Consider the following 19,563-nt stretch of genomic DNA (forward strand, 5'->3'; position numbering starts at 1 on the left):
AATCTTGAAATCGAAGCGGTTAGGCGCTATGTATATCCCAGTAGGATATACGAGGCTCCGACAGTGGCAACGTCAACGGTTTTTATAAGCAATCGCAGTCAAGCTGTAAGGCTACCGAAGGCCGTGGCTTTTCCTGATGACGTGCATAAGGTCGATGTTCTGAAAATCGGTCTCGCGCGTGTTATAGTGCCGCAGGGAAAGCGCTGGGACGACCTCTTTCTGACCGGCCCACGTGCAACGGATGATTTTCTTTCCGTTCGCGAAGAGCCTGCATTGGATGAGCGCGAGCCCTTCTGATGCTCACATATATGCTCGATACCAATATATGTATCTATGTGATGAAGACTTATCCTCCGGAGCTGCGGGAGAAATTCAACGCGCTGGCAGATCAACTGTGTATTTCGAGCATCACACTTGGCGAGCTCTATTATGGTGCTGAAAAATCCGTCCGGCGCCAGGAAAACATCAACGCCATTGAAAATTTTACCGCGCGTTTGGACGTTCTGCCTTTCGCCGACAAAGGCGCCGCACATTACGGCCAGATCAGGGCCGAACTTGCCAAGGTTGGAACGCCTTGCGGCGTTCATGATATGCAGATTGGTGGTCACGCCCGTAGCGAGGGGCTGATCGTCGTAACCAATAATATGCGCGAGTTTGTCCGGATGCCCGGTTTGCGAGTTGAAAACTGGGTATAGTCTCAGAGCTTCGCATTTATCCCAGCGCGTTCGCCAAAGTGACGAACTCCTCCACCGACAGCGTTTCCGCTCGCCGTGTGGGATCGATCCCCGCTCTTTCCAGCAGCGTCTCGCCGCCAAGGCTTTTCACGCTCTGGCGCAGCATCTTGCGGCGTTGGCCGAAGGCGGCTTCCGTCACCTTTTCAAGCTTGGCGACATCGCAGGGCAGCGGCTTGTCCTTCGGCAGCAGGTGCACGACGGTGGAGGTCACTTTCGGCGGCGGGCTGAAGGCCTGTGGCGGAACGTCGAAGGCCATTTCGGAAACCGTGCGCCAGCCGGCGAGAACGCCCAGCCGGCCATAATGGTTATCGCCTTCTTCGGCCACGATGCGCTGGCCGACTTCCTTCTGGAACATCAGCGTCATGGAGAGCCAGAAGGGCGGCCATTGTTTCGGCAGCAGCCAGTTGACCAGCAATTGCGTGCCGACATTGTAGGGCAGGTTGGCGATGATGCGCACCGGTTCGCCGGCGGGAACCAGAGCCTCGAAATCGGTCTTGAGGGCGTCGCCCTCGATGACTTCGAGCCGTCCGGGATAATGCGCTTCGATTTCCGCCAGCGCCGGCAGGCAGCGGCTGTCGCGTTCGACGGCGATGACCTTTTTTGCCCCGAGCGACAGAATGGCGCGGGTGAGGCCGCCGGGACCGGGGCCGACCTCTATCACCGTCACGCCGTCTAGCGGCCCTGCTGTCCTTGCGATCTTCTGGGTGAGGTTGAGGTCGAACAGGAAGTTCTGGCCGAGCGATTTCTTCGCGTCGAGCCCGTGGCGCTGGATGACATCGCGCAGCGGCGGTAGTCCGTCGATGGCCGCCATTATGCGTTGGCCCGGCTGCGGAGGGAAATGTCCGCCGCCATCTTCAGCGCCGCCACGAGGCTCGCCTCATTGGCTATGCCCTGGCCGGCAATGCCGAAGGCGGTGCCATGGTCGGGCGAGGTGCGGATGAAGGGCAGGCCGAGCGTGACATTGACGGAATCGTCAAAGCCGAGCGCCTTGGCCGGAATGAGCGCCTGATCGTGATACATGCACACCGCCACGTCATAACGCTTGCGGGCGGCATCGTGGAACATGGTGTCGGCGGGCAGGGGGCCGAAGGCATCGATCCCGTCCTTCCGCAACCGCATGGTTGCCGGGTGAACGATATCGCGATCCTCGGTGCCGAGTGCGCCATCTTCACCCGCATGCGGGTTGAGGCCGGCAACCGCCAGACGCGGCGCCTCGATGCCGAATTTCCGCCGGAGATCGGCATCGATGATCCGGCAGGTCGTGACGATCAGCTCTTCGGTGAGAGCGGCCGGCACATCTTTCACGGGGATATGGATCGTCACCGGGACGACACGGACCTTGGGGCCGGCAATCATCATCACGGGGATGACTTGCTCGCCGGTCTGGCGCAGGGCGAGATCGGCCAGAAATTCCGTATGACCGGGAAAGCCGAAACCTGCCTCATAAAGCACCGATTTCGCGATCGGATTGGTGACGACGGCCGCAGCCTTGCCCTCGACCGTCAACGAAACGGCCGTCTCGATGGCCTTGATCGTCGCGTGCGCCGCGCCGACATGCGGCTGACCCGCTTGCACTTCGAAGCCGACAGGAAGGGAGAGGATGGGGAAAGCCTGTTCGAACAGGCCGACGGCGCTTTCCGCATCGCAGGTCCCGATATTGACCGGCACGCCGATCAGCGCCGCACGGCTCGCCACCACATCGGGGTCACCGATGAAGATGAAGGGCGGCACGCCGTTCTCCCGGCGCTTAGCCCAGGCGGTGATAGCGATGTCGGGGCCGATACCGGCTGGATCTCCCTGTGTCAGGGCAAGCGGCAGGGATGCATATGTCACGGAAAGACCGGCTCTCGTATCAATATCAGGTGTTGACGATCTGCGCCTTCTTGCGCAGCTCATCCATATATTTCTTTTCGTTCGGGTTTTCGCCGTCTTTGGCCTTCATCAGGTCTTCGGACTTGAACACCATTTCCGCCGCATAGTCGTCAGAAACCTGGCGCTGCTTGCAGATGGCCAGATATTCGACGCCCTTTTCGGTGACGCGGGTGCCAGTGGTGCCGCCCTCCTTGGTCTTCTCCACCAGCGCCTTCCAGTCTTCCGGTAGCTCTGGCGCCAGAATGCGGCCAAGGTCCTTGATCGCCACGTCGCGCATGGTTGCGGCGAAGCTCATGGCCTGGTCGCAGCCGGGATAACGCTTGCGCGAGGCTTCAGCCTCGGCCTTGCGCTTGCCGGTAATGGCGTTGCGTTTCGATTCCGGGATAACGAAGATGACCTGCTGCAGGAAATATTCCGTGGTGACAGGCTTGTCGCCGCGTTCCTTCAGTCGGGTAACGAGATCCTGCGTCGACATCTTGCCGCGTGCGCCATAACGGGCGTTGACAAGGCGCGGCCAGCTCATCTGAACGGCGATGAAGGCCTTGAAATGATCGGCTCCGACACCCGCCTGCGCAAGCACCTTCGTCAATTGCTGCGGGGTCATCTTGTTGTTGCCGGCAAAGCGTGCGAAGGCCGCATCGACATCGTCGGTGCTGACCGACATCTTAACGCGGCCGATTTCCTCGCGCTTCAGCGCTTCGTCGACAAGCTGCTCACGCGCCTTTTCATTGAGATTACCGGACTGGCGCTGCAGCTTGAGGAAGGCGACGCGCTTGGCGATATCGTCATTGGTGATGGGGGTCTTGTTGACGACGATCTTGACGGTGCTATCGGCGAAGGCCTGGCCGGCATAGGGCACAACGGCCATGGGAACGGCGAATATCGCAAAGGCGAAAGCAGCGCCACGCAAAGCCGTCTTTCCGAAATTCATCATATCCTTCTCCCTTTCGTCGAGCAGGGTCCTGTTGCCCTGTCCCGCCAATCTGTTCTGCCTGGTGAGGGAAATATTGAACTCTCCCACTTTTCAGACCTGCACCTGTGCATCCGCACCGCGAATTTGCCACGTATATATCATCGCGATCCGCAAGACGGCAATGTGTCGGTTTGTTGAAAGAAAACCCGATAGGTTCCATGTGCGGCCGACATTGGCGTGTTGTTGCGGCGAAACCGTGGCTTTACTGGCCAAATGGTAAAAAGGCAGGTCACGATGCTGCGTAACCTGCCTCTAAACTCAGTAGTTGTTTGGCTTCCAGCCGATATCCATGTCGTTCCAGTCATCATTGGCCGAGCCGACACTGATATCGCCGAGCGTACGGAAGGCCAGACGGGCGTTGATCGACCAATCATTGGCGGCCTGGCGGCTGGAATTGATATTGCCTTCGTCGGAATAGCTGACCGTCAGGATCGTGCATTCATCCTGATAGGCAATGCCGATGCGGCGTTCGGCGGCAAACTTCCCGTTCAGATCGTAATTGATCGAACCGAATAGCGACCAATTGTCGTCCATGCGCAGCGAACCGGACGCCTGGATGATATCGCGGTCTTCGTTATAGCCGTATTTCGGCTGCGCCTTGACCTGCGTATAGCTGAGCTTGCCGGTAAGGCGGCGGTCCGAATAGCTGATGCCCGTCTCCGAGCGGTTGATGTCGAAATCGTCCTTGTCGAGACGCAGGCTCGACGACAGCGAAAGTCCGATCGGCGCATCGAAAGCGGCCATGGCGACGTAATCCGAACGGTCGGATTCGAGGCCCGAATTGGCGCCCGCATTGACGAGGTCGTAGGAGGCGAAGGAATTGTCGCCCGCCAGATGGAAGGACTGGCCGGCAATGGCGCGAACGCCGTAGCCGTTGTCGAACGTACCGTTGTAGCGGAAGCCGATATTGGCGCGCGTGCCGCCTTCGATCCGGTCGAAACCGGAGAATTTGTCGCGTTCGAACAGATTGGTCGCGTCGAAGACGAATGCCTGTGCGTCCTCGTTCGGAAGGCGGCCGGCATATTGTTCGTTCGGGCGCACGAAAATCTGTGCAATGGGCTCGATCACATGGCTGCTGTTGAGCGCGGTGAACAGCCAGGGATAACGCACTTCCAGGCCACCGGTGACCATGCCGCGGAAAGCTGCGCCGTCATGCATCATGCCCTCATAGGCATAGGAGGTCCCGCCCGAGGTGAAGGCCGCAGGAGACATGTCCGTCCAGAGCGCGTCGCCGCGCGCAGCAAGGATCGGCGTGATCTGCAGGCCGCTGTCCATCGTGAAGGTGCGCTTCCACTCGGCTTCGGTGGAAAGGCGCGTATAGTCGCCCTCAAGCCCGCTGAAACGCGGATAACCGCCAAGCGCGTAAGCATCCTGACGCAGGCGCGTGATGCTCGTCAGGTTGGTGGTCAGCGAAAGTTCGCCGCCATAAACCGGATCCGGCACGAAATACCGGTAGTCGACGACCGGATGGACGATTGCCTGCTTGCGTTCCTTGGCTTCGGTATTGTCCGTATCCTGAACGTTGAAATAATAACCGCGGGCTTCGAAGCTGTTACGCTCACTCGCACCGCTCAGATAAATCTGGTTGGTCTGAACGTCGTTTTTATAACCCTTCAGCCCATAGGTGCGCGAAAAGTTATTGTCGGTCTGCACCATGGCATCCCAGCCGAACGCCCAGCGCGGGTTGATCGAGAAATCACCCTTGCTTGCGATCATGCCGCGATTGTCGTTGAGGGCGTCGCTGGTGCCGGCCGTGAAGGTTTCGGACTTCTGCTGGCTGATGCCAGCGATCGTGACCGTGTGCATGCCGGTTTCGAAGCGCTGGCGCAATTCCGCCTGCAGCAGCAGCCCCTGCGTCGTGTAATAGGTCGGCGTGACTGTCACGTCTGAGGTGTCGGACAGGACGTGGAAATAGGGGACGCCGATACCGAAACCGAGATTGTCGGTAATGCTCATCTGCGGGAACAGGAAGCCGGATTTACGCTTCACCGTATTGTCCGGAACCGTAAGGAACGGCAGATAGGCGATCGAATGGCCGAAAAGCTGCAGGCGGGCCTTTTCCAGCCGCACCGTATGGGTCTTGCCGTCCTGAACGACGCGCTCGGCCTTGACCTGCCATAGCGGCGCCTTTTCGGGCCGCTCGGCGCAGGGCAGACACGCGGTGTAGACACCGTTGTTGAGCACCATCAGGTCGCCTTCGAGACGCTCGGCGCTTTCACCGGCAATACGGGTATTGTCCGTGGTCTCGACGCGCAGCGCATTGACGAAGCCCTGACCGAAATCGTCGGTCACGTCCATCTCGTCGGCATAAATCTTGTTGCCGCCCGGCTCGATCAGCTCGATGTTGCCATGGGCGATCACGCGGCCGGTCTGCTGGTTATATTCCACTTGCTGGGCCACCATGCGGTAGCCCGAATATTTCATGCGAACCACGCCCTTCGCGATCACGCGCTGGGAATCGCGATTATAGGTCAGTTCATTTGCTGTAAGCAGGAGTTTCGAATCGTCTTGGCTTGCCGACGCAAGCAAACCATCCTGGCCGAAAGCGACCGGGCTGGATGCCAAATACGCGCACACAGCGGCACCTGTCAGAAGGGCCGTCCAAAGCCGCCTGATATTCCCGCGGTCATATACCGCCACTAGCCGTCCTCCTGATGAAGCAGAATGGTTGCCCCCAAAGCCAACGCCACGATGACTGGAACCCAGACCGCGACGGTGGGAGGGACAACGCCACCACTCCCGAATGCCCTTACGAGCACGGTTACTACATAAAGCACGAAGCCGGAAACGATTCCACCCAGAATCACGGAGCGCGATTGGGCGAAGCGGCTGAACTTTAATGAAACGGTCGCGGCGATCAAGGTCATCGCAACCAGAAGCAGGGGCGTCGATAGCAGGAAATGATACTGCGTCTCAAGCGCCTTCGAAGATAGTCCAAAGGACTTTGCAACTTCGATCTTGTGAGAAAGGTCAAAGAAAGCAACGGTTTCCGTCTGCGTCATGCGCTCCTGAACGAATTCCCGTCTCAGATTGGTACTGATCCGCGTGCTTTCTTGCCGAACTGGCACATGCCCGGCGCGGGTTTCCGAAACGCCGTTAAGAAGCCAGTAACCATCTTCCAATTTAGCCGACTTCGCATCCTTACGCGAGACGATGTTTCCGTCCTTGTCGATGTCGATCAGAACCACGTCAAGAAGCAGCGTTCCATTGTCCTCGAAGCTCTTGGCGCCGATGATCGTATCCTGGCCGCCGCTTGCCTGGCGCATCCACGGAATGATCTCCTGCTGGCGACCGCCGCCCGCTTCGTTGCGCAGGCCGGCTTCCATCGCCAGCGACTTGTTCTGGCCCCATGCCGCGATGGGGTTCAGGATGGTGACCGACAGGATGCCGATGAAAACCGCGCCGAGCACGAAGGGAAGGATGAACTGCCAGGCGGAAATGCCGGCGGCGCGCGTCACCACCAGTTCGTAACGCCGGTTGAGCGAGATCAGCGTCGTCATGCCGACGAAAAGCGCGATGAAGGGCACGGTCTGTTGCAGGATCAGCGGCAGGCGAAGCGCCGTCAGGCCAAGGGCGGCCGGAACGGAATAGCCGGGCAGGCCGGACATGCGCCGTGCCGTTTCGCTGAAATCGGCAAGGTAAATGATCGAGGATACGCCGAGCACGAACCAGATGGCGGTGATCAGATATCGCTTCAGGAAATAGCGGGAGAGCGTGTTGAAAATCATGCGTTGCCGCTCCCAGAGCTTTTCGCCATCCGGCTGGAGAAGAGACGGCGCAGACGACCCATCGCATCGGCGATGATTTTCGGCATTTTCGGCTTGCGGCCAGTCAGCAGAATGAAGGCGGCGGCGCCGCCGCTGAGGCCCGGCACGGCATAGACCAGCGGAATGAAGGCCGCGCTCTGCTTGATCTGATTGGTGACGTAAAAACCAAGCCACCGCAGCATGAAGGCCGTCACCAGCGCGGCGACCATCGGATGCAGGCGCGCCTCGCGGTGCGAACGGGCATCGGCGGCGATGACCAGCGAAATCAGCGCGAAGGAGAAAGCGAACATCCAGTCCGACAGGCGCTTGTGCAGCTCGCTGCGGAAGGCTTCCGGCGAGCGCTTGTAGCTCGCATTGTTCTCGTCGGGCGAAAGAAGGAAACCAAGGCTGGCATCGCCCGGCGAGAGCGACGGCTCGGAATCCTGCTTTTCCGACATGGTCGAAAGGTCGAAGGCATAGGACAGGAACTTGACGATCGAGACCTTGCCGTCCGGCGTCTTCTGCTGCACTTCGCCGTCGCGCATGGTCAGCGACGTGCCGCTTTCATCGATCATGCCTTCCTTGGCATAATAGATGAGATCGAAATTCGGATCGCGGCGGTCGGCGACGAACAGGCCCTTGAGGATGCGACCCTGCCGCTGGGCGATCTGCACGTAAAGACCGTCCTGAATGGTGCGGAAAGTCTTTTCTTCGATCACGGAGGACAGAAGGTCGGCATAGGCGGCCGCCACCATCTGCCGGGCGGAGCTGCGGGCGGGCGGCTCGATGAAATTGGTGATGGTGAATGAAAACGCGCTCAGAATGGCGGCCAGAATGAGAACCGGGCGATACATGATCGACCGGGGCGATCCGGCCGCATCGATGATGGCAAGCTCGGAATCGTTGTTCATCGTCGTGAAGATCTGGGTGATGCCGATCACCAGCGCGAAAGGCAGGACGACGGGGATCAGCGTCGGCAGGATCATCGTCGCGAGCGCCATGAAGGAACCCATCGACTGGCCGGTATCGGTGACGAGATTGATTCTCTGGAGAACCTGGATGGTCCAGATGATGGCCAGCACCGGCAGCAGCGCGACCAGAAACATCTGCGTTGTCCGCCGCAGGATATAGTTCTCGAGAAGCTTCATACGGCCCTGTTCGACATTGTTTTTCCGTGCGATCGCTCGCCGAATTTCCGCCTATCTAATCGCATCGTTTGCAATTGGCTATTCCGGCGTGCTCACAAATATGTTTTGCGCGATGATTTTTCCATCGCCTGTGTCTTTTTGTGGAACAAGCTGTCGGTTTCATGACGCGATTTCGCATTCCACAAAAATGCCTTTCCTTTAACGACTGTAGGCCTTTAAAGAATGCGGGGTTGCGCCCGGGGCCGAAAAGGCCATGATCATGCGCATCGTGCAAGTCGTAGAAGAAGAGCAGGAAAACATGTCCGCCAAATTCGATATTTCTTTCGCCAATTCCGCCGCGCTTGAAAACGCGCTCGCCGTTGTGCTGCAGGCCTCGGGTGAGGCGCAGGCCGTCGCCGGCGCCTCCGAGGCCGATCCGGGCGGTGTGATCGAAAGGGCGGCGAAGATTTCGGGCTTTTCCGCAAAGTCCATGACGACGCTCGACGTGATCGCGCCGCAGGGTTCCGCCGCCGACCGGCTGCTCGTCATCGGCCTCGGCAAGCCCTCGAAGCTGGTCGCCCATGACTGGCTGCGCGCCGGCGGCACCGCCGCCGCCAGTTTCAAGAAGGCGGACAGGGTCGTCATCTATCTCGATGCGCCGGGCGTAGAGGTCGGTGCGCAGGCTGCTGCGGATTTTGCGCTTGGCCTGCTGCTGCGCGCCTATAGCTTCGATGCCTACAAGACCAAGAAAAAGTCCGACGAAGAGAAGACGCCGAAGAAGGTGGAGATCGTCATCGTCACGGCCGCCCATCAGGAAGCGGAAAAGGCTTTTGCCGTGTCCGAGGCCGTTGCGGGCGGTGTTACCCTGGCGCGCGATCTCGTCAACCTGCCGCCGAACGCTCTCGGTCCCGTCGAATTTGCCGAGAAGGCGGAGGAGCTGCGCAAGCTCGGCGTCGAGGTGGAAGTCCTCGGCGAGAAGGAGCTGAAGAAGCTCGGCATGAATGCGCTTCTCGGTGTGGCGCAGGGGTCGGCGCGTCCGCCCAGACTTGCGGTCATGCAGTGGAACGGCGGCAACAAGAAGGATGAGCCGATTGCCTTCGTCGGCAAGGGCGTCGTTTTCGATACCGGCGGCATTTCGCTGAAGCCCGGCCTCAATATGGAGGATATGAAGGGCGACATGGGCGGGGCCGCCGCCGTGACCGGCCTGATGCATGCGCTGGCCGCCCGCAAGGCCAAGGCGAATGTGATCGGCGTCATCGGCCTTGTGGAAAACATGCCTGACGGCAATGCCCAGCGTCCGGGCGATATCGTCACCTCCATGTCCGGCCAGACCATCGAGATCATCAATACCGATGCCGAAGGCCGGCTGGTTCTGGCCGACGCGCTCTGGTACACCAAGGATCGCTTCAACCCGAAATTCATGGTGAACCTCGCCACGCTGACGGGCGCGATCACAGTGGCGCTCGGCAATCTTCAGGCCGGTCTTTTCTCCAATGACGACGAGCTTGCAGCACGCCTCACGCAGGCGGGCGATGTGACGGCCGAAAAACTGTGGCGCATGCCGCTCGGCAAGGATTACGACAAGATCATCGATTCCAAATTCGCCGATATGAAGAACAGCTCGGGCCGTCTGGCGGGTTCCGTCACGGCCGCGCAGTTCCTCAAGCGTTTCGTGGGCGAAACCTCCTGGGCGCATCTCGATATCGCCGGCACCGCCATGGGGTCGCCGCTGACCGAGATCAACCAGTCCTGGGGATCGGGCTACGGCGTCAGGCTGCTGAACGAACTCGTTCGTGCCCATTACGAAGATTGAAACGAGCGGAGCGGCACGTCTGCGGATGACTGAAATTCTGTTTTACCATCTGACGGAATCGAAGCTGGAGGATGCGTTGCCGCCCTTGCTCGAGAAATCGCTGGAACGCGGCTGGAAGGTCGCGATCCAGACGGTGGGCGAGGAGCGCCGCGATTTTCTCGACACGCATCTGTGGACCTTTCGTGACGACAGTTTCCTGCCGCACGCCACCGATACTTCGCCCGCACCGCAAAACCAGCCGATTCTCCTGACGGCGTCGGACGAGAATACTAATGCGGCAAGTGTCCGCTTTCTCGTCGATGGCGCAGAGCCGCCGGCGGTGGAAGCCTATGAACGTATCGTGTTCATGTTCGACGGATACGATGCCTACCAGCTCGAAATGGCGCGGAATCACTGGAAAAGGCTGAAAACAGAGGGGCATTCCCTGACCTACTGGCAGCAGTCGCCTGAAGGCCGCTGGCAGAAGAAGGCCTGATCTCACCGCCGATTGGGCGTCCCCACGATTGGTTCCATACGCAAACAGACCGGCAAAAATTCGCACGTGGCGTCAATTGCCGGTTTTTGCATTATGCGCCGAAAGGAAACGCAGCGGAATGGGCTTCCGCTTCGAGCGAGGCGGTTGGTTTGACCTGCTCTGCTTCGGGCGGCTTCCTGTAACGCAACAGCAGAAGGACATGAGTATGGGACAGGCGATATCGCGACCGGAGGGAGAAACCGAGCGTCTGGTCGCGGTGCGGTCGATCATGTCTTTCAAGAATGCCGAAATGCCGGAGCTGAAAGTGCTGTCGCAACTGGGGCAGGGGGTTTTTGGCGTGGCGCGTGCGGCGGTCAATATTGTCGATGAGGATTGGCTTCATATCGCCGAGCAGGCGGGAATGGAACTGTCGGAATGCCCGCGCGATCTGTCGATCTGCAATCGCGTCATCGCCAAGCAGGATGTGGTGGTGATTTCCGATCTGACCGAGCATCCGCATTTCCGCTTCATGTCCTATGTCAAAGGGGGGCCGGAGCTGCGTTCCTATGCGGGTGCGCCGATCGAACTTGAGCCCGGTCTTGTTGTTGGCGCCTTTTGTTTGGTCGATACGGTGCCGAGAAATTTTTCCCGCGTCGAAATCGACAATCTCAGACACTTCGCGTTGCTGGCGGCTGCATTGCTGCGGCTTCAAAAAGCCAATTTCACCATGAGTCTGGCCGAACGCGAATTGCGTGATGCGGCGATGACCGATCCGCTGACCGGTTTTTATAATCGCAAGGCGCTGGAGGCGATTGTCGATGGCCAGCTCGGCGCGGCCCTGCGTGCAAACGAGGCCTTCGGTGTCCTCTATCTTGATCTGGACGGTTTCAAGACCATCAACGACACGTTCGGCCATCCTGCCGGCGACCGCGTTCTGACCGCCGCCGCCGGACGTATCCGCAAGGCAATCCGCAAGGACGACATCGTCGTGCGCATGGGCGGCGATGAATTCGCGATCTTTATACCGCGGCCCGACGCTCCCGATGTCATGAACGGGTTGGCGGACCGGCTTCTGGCCGCTTTCCGGAACCCCTTTGACGTGGACGGGCAGGAGGTGGACGCCCGCCTCAGCATCGGCGGCGCGCTTGCTCCGCAGGCGGGTGCCGACCGGGCAACGCTGCTATGCAGCGTCGACGAAGCGCTGTATCAGGCCAAAAAATCAGGGCGCGACCGTTTCGTCAGTCGCGCCCTTTGAGGCATTGTCCTTCGGGAAGCGTTTCTGCTTCTCAGTCGTAGAAGGAATCCACGAATTTGTGGCGGCCGAGCAGGAAGGCGTCGGCCACATGGGTCAGCGGCGCAAGATCGACATCTGAGCGGCCTGCCTTGATGATTTCCGAGAAACGCTCGTAAAGGGCCGGATATTCCCGTTCCGGCTGGGAGAGTTTTTCTTCGCCGTTGATCGAGAGCTTTGCGCCGCCTTCCGAAAGCACCATCCGTCCCGCTGCCGTTTCGGCAACGATATCCCAACTCTGCTTGCCGGTCTGACGCCAGTCGAATTCGGCATGGACGGGCGTTTTCGTCACATCGGAAAAATGCAGGTCGGCGGCAATCGGGGCGTCGCGGTTTTCCGGGAATTCGAGCGTCGCCTTGGTCAGGAGCAGGGCGCGCGGCAAGATATGGGTGATGATCGAAAGCGCGTTGATGCCGGGGTCGAACACGCCAAGACCGCCCGCCTGCCAGATCCAGGCCTGGTTCGGGTGCCAGTGGCGCACATCCTCTTTCCAGATGACATGCACGCTGTCGATTTTGGTGGAAGCCAGAAAGGCCTTCGCAGCCTCGACCGCCGGCGCATAACGCGAATGCCAGCTTGCAAACAGCGAAAGGCCCTTCGAATCCGCCAGCCGGACGAGATCCTGCACTTCCGAAAGGGTGGCGCCCGGCGGCTTTTCGAGGAAAACGTGCTTGTCGGCATTCAGCGCCGCGTAAGCCGCCTCGTAACGATATTGCGGCGGCATGCACAGCGACACCGCATCGATATCGGGCACAGCCTCCAGCATGGTCTCGATGGTGCCATAGGAAGCGACGCCGTCCACGGTGCCGTGACGGCTTGCGGTGCAGATCAATTCAAAATCCGGATTGCCTGCAATGGCGGGAAGATGCTGGTCGCGAACGATTTTGCCGACGCCGACGATGGCAAGCTTGGTGGCTGACATGAAGTGGAACCCGTGTGAGTGCTGCATGGGATAAAGTGTGATTTTTACAAGTTTTTAGCAGAAACGACCGAAGGAGCAAGGTGATCGTCTCCACGTGGCACGTCTTTTTTCAAGCTGTAACGTCATTACAAATTTCGACATGTGTATTCTCATATTGTATAGTATTTGAGATATAAAAATACTATTTTGAATATCTAAGTGATATTTTTTGTTAATCGGTGGTTTTAATATTAATTTTTTTCGTGTAAATTCCATAATTGTTGGCATTAATTTCGTATTTTACTTTAATATATTTTTGAATGATAGGTGCGGGGTGATTTTAATTAAAGACGACCGTTTGTCTGGCTTCGTTCAGAAAGTCAACGAAAGCAGCCGGCAATTCAATACATACGGATTGATTTTCGGTGCCATCCTCTACAATCTCTACGTGTTTGTGGACATAAGTCTGGTCCCGGAGATCATCTGGTTGGATCTGACCGTCCGCCTTTTTGTCATCACGCCGCTTCTGTTTCTTTATTTTCCCGCGCGATATTACGCGATCAGGATGCGGCCGGATGCCGTGGCGCATGAGGTCCTGCACGGGCTGGGCTGCATGTTGGTCGTCGCATCGATCATGTTCATCTATGCCAATGCGCAAACCTCGTCGGCGAGCGAATATTACATGGGCATCGTCACCGTCGTCCTTTATATGAATACGATACATCGCAAGCCGTTTCCGCTCGCTGTCCTCGGAACGGTCGGCTGCATGGCGGTTTTCATCGTCGGCATGGAATATGTCACCGTAACGAGCCAGGTGGCCAAGCTGCCGGCGATCATGTGTTCCGTCGGAATCAGCGCCGTCTCGCTGTTTGCGGCCTATCGTATCGAGCAGGTGGAAAGACGGGATTATCTAGCGTCGCTGCGCGAAAAGACGTTGCTGCAGCGGATTCAAACCGCAAATCACGAACTTCAGCAGCTTTCCAATACCGACCAGCTCACCGGCATTCGCAACCGCCGCAGCTTTGACGAGGCGGCGAGCGAGGCTTCGGGTGGCAGCGGCAGGCCGCGGGCGCTCATCCTTCTCGATGTCGACTATTTCAAGAACTACAATGACTCGGAGGGTCATGTAGCCGGTGATGACTGCCTGCGCAGGATCGCCGGCAGGCTGCGCAGCGCGCTTCGCAAGGATGATGGCGACAGAAGTTTCGTCGCGCGTTATGGTGGGGAGGAATTTGTGGTTCTGCTCGACAATTGCGTTGTTTCCGCCGCGCTCGCCATCGGCGAAAGGCTGAGATTGGCCGTGATCGACGAGGCCATACCCCATCTCAACCGTCCCGATGGGCGGGAAATCGTTACCGTCAGTCTCGGCATTGCCGTTTCCGGTGACGGCAGGGAAATCATATACGAGATGGTGAACCGGGCCGATATGGCGCTCTACGAAGCGAAGCGTCAGGGCCGTGACCGGCTGGTGCTCGCCTCCGGGCATATCGGAACGATTGTCGGGCCAGCAGAACTTTACGGCGTCGAAGCCGCGATGTCGGCATAGGATACTGAGGGTTTGGCGGCGCGCTATAAATTCTGTCCCGCGGGACGTGGGATTTTTGAGCCATGTGCCGGAATTCCGGCGCCAGAACACATAATAACCGGGGAATGCAGATGATGGAATTGATCGCCGCACAAGCGGCAGCATCGGCTGCCGAGCTTCCATTCCTGCTGCTTCAGGCGGCCGCCGTAGTTGGCATGGTGTCCGTGCTGATCCTCCTGCGGCGAAACATCGCTCTCGAGGACCCTCGCTACAAAGTCTATTATGGCATCGTCTTCGGAATGGCGGGCTTTCTGCTGACGCTGCTGGTGTCCGAGTTCATCAAGCTGCCCTCCAAGCCCTACATCCGCTCCGACCTGCTGTTCCTGGCCGGGGTGCTGGGGTCCTGGCAGGGGGGGCTGATCAGCCTGTCTCTTGTGGCGGCCGGGCGTTTCGTGTTCGGCGGTCCCGTGCTGTTCTTTGCGGCCCTGCAGGACATGGTCGTCATTTCGGCCTGCGGCATCATCATGTATGGCTGGATGCGCAAGCGCCGCCTCGCCGATCTGGGAATTCGGGATATTCTCACCGTCTTCGCGGTCAGGTTCATTGCCGTGCTGCTCGCCATCTCGATCTCATTCGCCCTTGGGCTGGTCGACCAGGCACTGTTTTTGAGTGCAGTGGGCCGCCGAACACTGGGCGCGGTCGCCGTCGGCCTGCCGATGATCTTCTGCCTGTTCATCCTTCTGCGCAGCGAGGCACGGGCGCGGGAAGAGACAAGGCAACGCGAGGTGGCGGCGCGGACGGATTCCTTGACCGGCCTGCCCAACCGGCGCGCCCTCAAGGACCATATAGAAACGACGATGCGGCAGGAGCCGGCCGTTCCGCACGCCCTTATTCTGATCGAGATCGTCAATATTGCCGATGTCGCCGCCTGCGAGGGCGAGGACTGGAGCGATCTTTTCTGGCCGAGGCTGGCGCGGGAAATCTGCGACCGGGAAGACGGCTTATTATGCAGATCCAATACGCCCTGCAGTTTCATGTTCGGCGATACGACACTTGCGGTCGTCATGCGGGGGATTTCGCTGGAGAAGTCTGAAAGTGCGAAACTCATGATGCATCTGCATGACGGGTTGAGCGCATTTTGCCGCTCGGCGGAGGCGGGGCCGGTGCCGCATCTCAAAATCGGTGCGGCGAATCTGGACAGGCTGTCCCGGCAGAACGTCGCTTCCTTCCTCAGGCACCTGAGCCTTGCGCTGAAGGGAAGCGATCATCCGGTGCAGATTTTCCCCTTCTCCTTTGCCGAGAAAGCGACGCGGGACGAGGCGGTGCGGCAGATGCTGGTCAACTGGATCAAATCCAGCACGCCGCCCATTTGCTACCAGCCGAAATACGAAATGCGCACTCGCCGCATGATCGGCGCCGAAGCGCTGCTGCGTGCGGTCGATGCGCGGGGGCAGGCGCTTTCGCCTTATTATGTGCTGGAGATCGCCGAACGCCATCGGCTGCTGGTGGAATTCGAATGGTCGACGATCGAAGCCGTCGTGCGCGATCTTCGCGACCTGCACGGCCTCGAGGCGGATTTTCATCTGGCGGTGAATATTTCCGCTTCGTCCTTTGCGAGCGCGCATTTCGCAGACCGGGTCGTGGCGCTGCTGCACGAAATGGCGGTGCCGGCGCATCGCCTCTCGATCGAAGTGACGGAGATGAGCAGGATACCGACCACCGATGTTGTGCAGCAGAATTTCGATACGCTGATTGCCGCAGGCGTCCGGCTGGCGCTCGATGATTTCGGCACCGGTTATGCCGCCCTCACTTTGCTGGCGCGGTTCCCGTTCGAAGAGGTCAAGATCGATCACTGGATGACATCGAGGCTCGACCAGTCGCGGTTCAGGGAGGCCATCGCGCTCGCCTTCGAGAGTGCGGAGCGTTACGGCGCAAAGCTGGTGACGGAAGGCATAGAAACCGAGGAACAGAGCCGGCTCCTCATGCAGATGGGCATTCGCTTCGGGCAGGGTTATCTTTATTCCCCCGCCGTACCGCTCGACCGGTTGCAGCCTCAAAGGGCGTGCGCCTAACGCGAGGGGACCCTTTGGGTCTTCCTGATCAGGGGTAAATTCGGCTGGGGCCGGATTGAATGTTTTCCCGGTCTGTGCTGAGAAAAGTCCTTTGATGAACGAATGTTATGACCCTCTTTACCGGTCATGCGGGCGAGCCGATGCTTGAAAACAACGATGCATGGAACGACATGCCCGGAAAGCCGGCCAAGCACCTGCCGAATGAGGCGGCCAGGGGCGCGGACAGCGCCGCCGGCCGCTCGTTTCGCGCAGCCGCCCATGCCGTATCAGGCGACCGACGCACGGCGGACAATCCTCGGCTGCTGACAGGATGGAATTTTCTCAGGTTGTTTCTGGCCTGGGCATTACTCATGGCGGCCGTCATTTGCGCTCTGGCGGCTTATCAATATGTCAGCCTGCTCGGCGAGTTGGGTCGGCAGAGCGATGCATTGCAGGCCGAGGCATCCCGCCGGGCCGATCAGCATGATGCCCATGTGACGGCGCTTTCGGCGGTGGCGCAGGCGGAGCAGGGGGCGGACTACGGCCTGCTGCTCGATGTCGCGGCACCCATTCTGCAATTTTACCCGCGCATCGATGAGGTTCAGCTGGTTTCCCTCAATGAGGCGGGGCCTGTTATCGGCACCCGGCCGCTGGAAAACGAGTTGGCAGCGGCGATCCGCAAGGCGGCGTCAGTCTTTACCGGCCGGCCCGCCCTGGTGGCGAGCGATCTCAGGCCCGGCCACTACATGATCGTCAAGCGCAGCCCCAATAGCGAGACGGCCTCGCAAGTGCTGGTGCTTGCCGTCGATGCCGCGCGGCTTCTGGCGTCCGATACTCCGTTCTGGTCGGCGAAACAGGCGGTGATCCGCCTCAAAATGCCTGACGGTACGCTCCTGTTCGGCCCGCCCTCGATGCCGGAAGCACCGCAATATGTCCGGCAGCTCAGCAGCGCCACCCAGCCCCTTACGCTGGAAATCGCGCTGTCCATCACCTGGCGCGATCTCTTGCCGGGCCGTGCCCTGTTGGCGGGCATGGCTGGGGCGAGCATCGTTTTCCTGCTCGGCACTGTCATGGCGAGACAGAGGACGCGCATGCGCGCCGCCGAAAGACGGGCCGAACTGAGTGGCATGGAGGCGAGGCTCACCCATGCTTCGCGGGTCAATGCACTCGGAGAGATGGCAAGCGGCCTTGCCCATGAACTGACCCAGCCCTTGACGGCGATATTGGCGCAGGCGCAGGCCGGGCGGCGGCTGCTGGCCCGTCAGGATGTCGCGGCCCTTTCCGGTGCCCTCGACGATATGATCGATCAGGCGCGATGCGCCGCCAATATGCTCGACCGGTTTCGCAATTGGTCGCTGCCGCACCGTCAACCGGTGGCGGCGCATGATCTGCGCGCCGCTCTGCGCAACGTCGATGCGCTGCTTGCCGGCGAGGCGGCCCGTCATGAGGCCAGCATCGACATCGAGATGCCTGATGCTCCGCTATTGGTGCGGGTCGATCCCGTTGAAATAGAGCAGGTCATGTTCAATCTGCTGCGCAACGCGCTCGATGCGCTCACTGCCATCGAAGGTAGACGCGCGATTACCGCCAGATTGAGCCGGAGCGGTGATTTGGCCCTTCTCGAAGTTGCCGATAACGGCCCCGGCGTCGCACCGGGCCTGCGCGACCGGCTGTTTACGCCTTTCGCCACCACGAAAACGAACGGCATGGGTCTGGGACTTGCCCTCAGCCAGCGGTTGGTGGAGCGCGCCGGCGGCGAAATCCGCTATGTCGAGAGTGAGAATGGCGCGCTTTTCCGCGTTGTCCTGCCGATTGCAGCGGAGGCACAGACCCCATGACGCTGCCCGTCTATCTCGTCGATGACGATGACGCCGTGCGCAAGGCGCTGATCCTGCTCCTGTCCACCGTCGGCATCAAGGCGAAAGGCTTTGCCGATCCGGTGGTATTTCTCGGTCAGCTATCCGGGCTCGAACCGGGTTGCCTTATCTTCGATATCCGTATGCCAGCCATTACCGGATTGAAGCTGCAGGAAAAGCTGACGGAAGAGGGGATCGACTGGCCTGTCATCATCATTTCCGGTCACGGCAATATCGAAGCCTGCCGCCGGGCCTTTCACAATGGCGCGGTGGATTTTCTCTCCAAGCCCGTGGATGAGCAGGATCTCATCGACGCGATCCAGAAGGCGCATCGGATATTGACCCGCAGGCTCGATGCAAAAGCGCTCCAGGCCGAGACCATGGCGCTTTTATCGCTGCTGACCGCACGGGAGAGGGAGATACTCGAGCGCATCGCACTTGGTTTCACAACGCGCCAGATCGCTGACGGGCTTGGCCTGTCGCCGCGCACGGTGGATAGCCATCGCTCCGCCATCGGCCTCAAGCTCGGCACCACCTCGCAGGCGGAAATGACAAGGCTCTGGCTGGAAGCCGGTGCGGATCGGTAGAACTACCGAGCCGCCGGCAAGTCTTACGGATTCGCGGCGGAACGCCATCCGCTTAAGGTGCAGTCCTCATCAAGCAAGAGGACCTCTCAATGATCCGCACCCTTCTCATCGCTTCGGCTCTCATCGCTCCTTCGGCTGCATTGGCGCAGACGCTGCCGACCGCGCCTTATCTGCCGCTCGAAATGGCGGAAAAGGCGGCCAAGGCTGCGCTTCAGGCCTGCTCGACCAAGGGCAACGCCGTCACCGTTGCCATCGTCGCCCGCGACGGCGCCACCAAGACGGTGCTGAAGGCGGACGGCTCCGGCCCGCACACGGTCTCCAGCGCAACCGGCAAGGCCTTTACTGCCGCATCGCTCGGCCGCGATACCGGCGAAATCGCCGAATTCGTCGCCTCCAAGCCCGCCAATGAAGGGCTGCGCACCATGGATGACCGTCTGGTCGTTCAGGCTGGCGGTCTGCCCATCAAGATCGGCGAAGCGCTGGTCGGCGGCATCGGCGTCGGCGGCGCGCCGTCGGGCGCGATCGACACCGAATGCGCCCGTGAAGGCCTCAACGCCATCGGCGCGAAGTAAGATTGTCAATAAGGTCCGGCGGCTTCATGGGAGGTCGCCGTATGCCTTGGGTTATCAATCT

17 protein-coding genes are annotated in these 19,563 nt (G+C 59.7%); 10 read left to right on the forward strand and 7 right to left on the reverse strand.

The features are described from left to right. The first annotated feature begins 63 nt into the window (after positions 1–63). Together vapB and vapC are read left to right on the forward strand one after the other, a co-directional pair. Positions 64–297 (forward strand): type II toxin-antitoxin system VapB family antitoxin, encoded by a 234-nt coding sequence (gene vapB / locus ACQZ60_RS05390; RefSeq protein ID WP_031233980.1) that lies wholly within the window; start codon positions 64–66, stop codon positions 295–297. Next, positions 297–695 carry a type II toxin-antitoxin system tRNA(fMet)-specific endonuclease VapC gene (gene vapC / locus ACQZ60_RS05395; protein WP_448734875.1) on the forward strand — a complete coding sequence of 133 codons (399 nt, stop codon included), beginning with the start codon at positions 297–299 and terminating at the stop codon, positions 693–695. The genes vapB and vapC overlap by 1 nt, the downstream gene beginning before the upstream one ends. A gap of 16 nt (positions 696–711) precedes the next feature. Here the strand turns inward: vapC and rsmA are convergent, their stop codons facing one another. From rsmA to ACQZ60_RS05425, 6 genes are all read right to left on the reverse strand, one after another. Next, on the reverse strand, positions 712–1,545 hold the full coding sequence (gene rsmA, locus ACQZ60_RS05400; protein WP_448734876.1) for a 16S rRNA (adenine(1518)-N(6)/adenine(1519)-N(6))-dimethyltransferase RsmA: 834 nt from the start codon (positions 1,543–1,545) through the stop codon (positions 712–714). Beyond that, the gene (pdxA, locus tag ACQZ60_RS05405) at positions 1,545–2,567 is read right to left on the reverse strand and encodes a 4-hydroxythreonine-4-phosphate dehydrogenase PdxA (RefSeq protein ID WP_031233979.1); all 1,023 of its coding nucleotides are present in this window, start codon (positions 2,565–2,567) and stop codon (positions 1,545–1,547) included. Before pdxA ends, rsmA begins: the two co-directional genes overlap by 1 nt. Positions 2,568–2,592: 25 nt before the next feature. After that, positions 2,593–3,540, reverse strand: coding sequence for a SurA N-terminal domain-containing protein (locus ACQZ60_RS05410; RefSeq protein ID WP_003520739.1), 948 nt, complete (start codon positions 3,538–3,540; stop codon positions 2,593–2,595). 297 nt (positions 3,541–3,837) lie between these two features. Continuing rightward, positions 3,838–6,219: an LPS-assembly protein LptD gene (locus ACQZ60_RS05415; RefSeq protein ID WP_035263019.1), complete on the reverse strand. Its 2,382-nt coding sequence runs from the start codon at positions 6,217–6,219 to the stop codon at positions 3,838–3,840. Next, on the reverse strand, positions 6,219–7,307 hold the full coding sequence (gene lptG / locus ACQZ60_RS05420) for an LPS export ABC transporter permease LptG (RefSeq protein WP_035263022.1): 1,089 nt from the start codon (positions 7,305–7,307) through the stop codon (positions 6,219–6,221). Before lptG ends, ACQZ60_RS05415 begins: the two co-directional genes overlap by 1 nt. Next, positions 7,304–8,473 carry an LptF/LptG family permease gene (locus tag ACQZ60_RS05425; RefSeq protein WP_035263025.1) on the reverse strand — a complete coding sequence of 390 codons (1,170 nt, stop codon included), beginning with the start codon at positions 8,471–8,473 and terminating at the stop codon, positions 7,304–7,306. Before ACQZ60_RS05425 ends, lptG begins: the two co-directional genes overlap by 4 nt. Before the next feature lie 298 nt (positions 8,474–8,771). Here ACQZ60_RS05425 and ACQZ60_RS05430 point away from each other — a divergent pair, with 298 nt between their 5' ends. The 3 genes from ACQZ60_RS05430 to ACQZ60_RS05440 all read left to right on the forward strand — a co-directional run bounded on the left by ACQZ60_RS05430 (position 8,772) and on the right by ACQZ60_RS05440 (position 11,974). After that, positions 8,772–10,265: a leucyl aminopeptidase gene (locus ACQZ60_RS05430; RefSeq protein WP_059753150.1), complete on the forward strand. Its 1,494-nt coding sequence runs from the start codon at positions 8,772–8,774 to the stop codon at positions 10,263–10,265. 25 nt (positions 10,266–10,290) lie between these two features. Further along, positions 10,291–10,740, forward strand: coding sequence for a DNA polymerase III subunit chi (locus ACQZ60_RS05435; protein WP_020813398.1), 450 nt, complete (start codon positions 10,291–10,293; stop codon positions 10,738–10,740). A 205-nt stretch (positions 10,741–10,945) separates the two neighbouring features. Further along, entirely contained in the window at positions 10,946–11,974 is a 1,029-nt protein-coding gene (locus tag ACQZ60_RS05440) for a sensor domain-containing diguanylate cyclase (protein ID WP_031234552.1), read from the forward strand. Between the two features lie 31 nt (positions 11,975–12,005). On the opposite strand, the gene ACQZ60_RS05445 is transcribed toward ACQZ60_RS05440, so the two are convergent. Continuing rightward, positions 12,006–12,932, reverse strand: coding sequence for a Gfo/Idh/MocA family protein (locus tag ACQZ60_RS05445; RefSeq protein WP_448734877.1), 927 nt, complete (start codon positions 12,930–12,932; stop codon positions 12,006–12,008). A gap of 466 nt (positions 12,933–13,398) precedes the next feature. Between ACQZ60_RS05445 and ACQZ60_RS05450 the strand changes: the two genes are divergently transcribed. The 5 genes from ACQZ60_RS05450 to ACQZ60_RS05470 all read left to right on the forward strand — a co-directional run bounded on the left by ACQZ60_RS05450 (position 13,399) and on the right by ACQZ60_RS05470 (position 19,502). After that, positions 13,399–14,457: a GGDEF domain-containing protein gene (locus ACQZ60_RS05450; RefSeq protein ID WP_245267404.1), complete on the forward strand. Its 1,059-nt coding sequence runs from the start codon at positions 13,399–13,401 to the stop codon at positions 14,455–14,457. 110 nt (positions 14,458–14,567) lie between these two features. Further along, positions 14,568–16,508, forward strand: a complete 1,941-nt coding sequence (locus ACQZ60_RS05455) for an EAL domain-containing protein (protein WP_031234553.1) — start codon at positions 14,568–14,570, stop codon at positions 16,506–16,508. Between the two features lie 107 nt (positions 16,509–16,615). Continuing rightward, positions 16,616–18,325 (forward strand): sensor histidine kinase, encoded by a 1,710-nt coding sequence (locus ACQZ60_RS05460; protein WP_448734878.1) that lies wholly within the window; start codon positions 16,616–16,618, stop codon positions 18,323–18,325. Continuing rightward, on the forward strand, positions 18,322–18,930 hold the full coding sequence (locus ACQZ60_RS05465; protein WP_448734879.1) for a response regulator transcription factor: 609 nt from the start codon (positions 18,322–18,324) through the stop codon (positions 18,928–18,930). Before ACQZ60_RS05460 ends, ACQZ60_RS05465 begins: the two co-directional genes overlap by 4 nt. A gap of 89 nt (positions 18,931–19,019) precedes the next feature. Next, positions 19,020–19,502, forward strand: a complete 483-nt coding sequence (locus ACQZ60_RS05470) for a GlcG/HbpS family heme-binding protein (protein ID WP_448734880.1) — start codon at positions 19,020–19,022, stop codon at positions 19,500–19,502. The last annotated feature ends 61 nt before the right edge of the window (positions 19,503–19,563 follow it).

This window comes from Agrobacterium sp. 22-223-1, from assembly GCF_053522385.1.